The organism is Oleiphilus sp. HI0123 (assembly GCF_001635315.1).
The window spans coordinates 1-1900 of the sequence record NZ_LWGE01001750.1 but is presented as its reverse complement, the minus strand read 5'-3'; the positions used below and the strand labels follow the sequence as shown (position 1 = coordinate 1900).

Below are 1900 nucleotides of genomic sequence, written 5' to 3'. Positions count from 1 at the left end.
CCTAAGGTGTATTGACTGACAATCGTAATTCATCAATATTGCAAGTTATATACGAAGATAATGTGATTTTAGATCGGTTTTTTCGATGATGGTTTGTTTAGTGTCAGCTTAATGTTTATTTTCAGTATTGTAGAAGCTTTCCTTATGATCGAAAAAAGCGACCGTTTAGTAAGTAAAAAGCTACTTTTATCGATCCCAGAAAGGCGGGATGATCTAAGTCGTATAAATTGTATTGGGGGATTTTGCTATGTTCTATGTATATTCACCGAGTGGACGGGCCTTCGCTGGGCCGTTGGAAAAGCTTAGGAAGGTTGAGAAACCCGCCAATACCTCGACAATACCGAGTTTAAATTATACAGAAGTAGAGCTTGAAGAGAATGAGCAAGCCAGAAGTTCCTATGATGTGCCCGTCAAAGCGATTTCTGAATATCAGAATTTGCTTAAGAAAAACTCACAGCAAGAAGCTGTTTATCATGCTTACCAAGTTATGAGCCAACCGGTCGTTAGTGTTCAGCTAAGCGATACATGGGGATACGTACTTGAGTTATTCGAACAGGTGCATTATCAGGTAGTTCCTGTTCTGGATAATAAAGGGCAGCTAGTTTCAGTAATCTCTCGCCAACAAATATACGCTAAGCTCTTGTCTCAATCGTCGGTTCAAATGGGGCGGGACACTTCATTATCGAGTGTTATCCAAACAAGGGGGAAATCTGTTGTTTCAGCGGATCCTGTGACAGATGTTCGTAGAGTGGCCAAGGCCTTAGTCATGTATAGCTTGGATGCAATCCCTATTGTGGATGCTGAGCATCGTTTAGTGGGGATTGTCTCCCGCACTGATATTTTAAGGTGTGTGACTGCCAACCCTCCTCTTTCAATGTGGTGTTAGCGCGAAAGAGACTTAAGCCCCCAAAGAGATCTAGGCGAAGATTTATCTGTGTCAGAAAATTCCTTATTAAATGAACGAATTAAACTGCTTTTTTAAGGGAATGTTCATTGAGAAACTGAGGCTATATTAAGTAGCTGTATGAAGCTATCGAATACAAACCATTCTAACTCCCTTGCTCGAGCGAACTTTCGAGACACCCCGCATTGCGGGGTTTTTTTATATTCTGCAATACTCTTAGCATAACTTTATGTTCGTTAAAATCGAGTAATCATTTAGCTAAAATCTGATTTTTACGAGCATTAATAGTTGAAATAATGGCTTAGCTTTTAATCGTTTTAGTTGATGATTAGTGCTGTCAAGTGTTGGATTATATTTTCCAAATTATGAGAGGGACTAAAAATGAAATTGAATCATATTATGGTACCTATTTCTCCAGGAGGTGGAATTGCTCCAAGCTTGGGTGAGCTTATCGGCTTGAGGAGTGACAATGATGAACCGCTAGAGGTTAAGTTTATTACTGTAATCGAAGACGCTGACTTTTCTAGAATCTCGGGTTATATGAGAGCCTCTCCTGCGACACTCCTAGAGCACGCAATCAATGTTGAGCTTGAGCGGCTGGATGCCATGATTGCGCTCTTAGAAAAAAAGCTTCCTGATGTGTTATTTGAGCGCGAAGTTGTAACAGGCGTGGCATTTATCAATCTTATATTAAGTGCGTTGCGGGGCCACTATGATTGTATTGCCATCTCTAAGCCTAGTACCAACAAGAAAGATAGTAGTGTTATGGGAAGCACTTTGATGCACCTGATGCGTAAGTCACCCACGCCAACTTTCGCGATTGGCCACCAAAAAATGTGCCCTGAAATGAAAATAGCCGCAGCTATCGATGTAAGTAACATTGATGTTGATAGCGGCTTGAATCAGCAGATACTTGATGCAGCTTTGAGCCTGGCGGAGTTATATCGCGCAGAGCTGCATATTGTTCATATCTGGCACCTTGCGGGTGAAGGGTAT

At 41.3% G+C, this 1900-nt stretch carries 2 protein-coding genes; both read left to right on the top strand.

Annotation, left to right across the window (positions count from 1 at the left end; translation table 11 throughout):
• The first annotated feature begins 247 nt into the window (after positions 1-247).
• Positions 248-886 (top strand): HPP family protein, encoded by a 639-nt coding sequence (locus tag A3761_RS23645; protein WP_068554077.1) that lies wholly within the window; start codon positions 248-250, stop codon positions 884-886.
• 399 nt (positions 887-1285) lie between these two features.
• Positions 1286-1900, top strand: a 615-nt coding sequence (locus A3761_RS23640; protein WP_197473211.1) for a hypothetical protein, incomplete at its 3' end; no start/stop codon positions are given.

Bases quoted from the DNA above. Each gene is read 5' to 3' on its own strand.
- A3761_RS23645 (WP_068554077.1), top strand. From the start codon at position 248: ATGTTCTATGTATATTCACCGAGTGGACGGGCCTTCGCTGGGCCGTTG.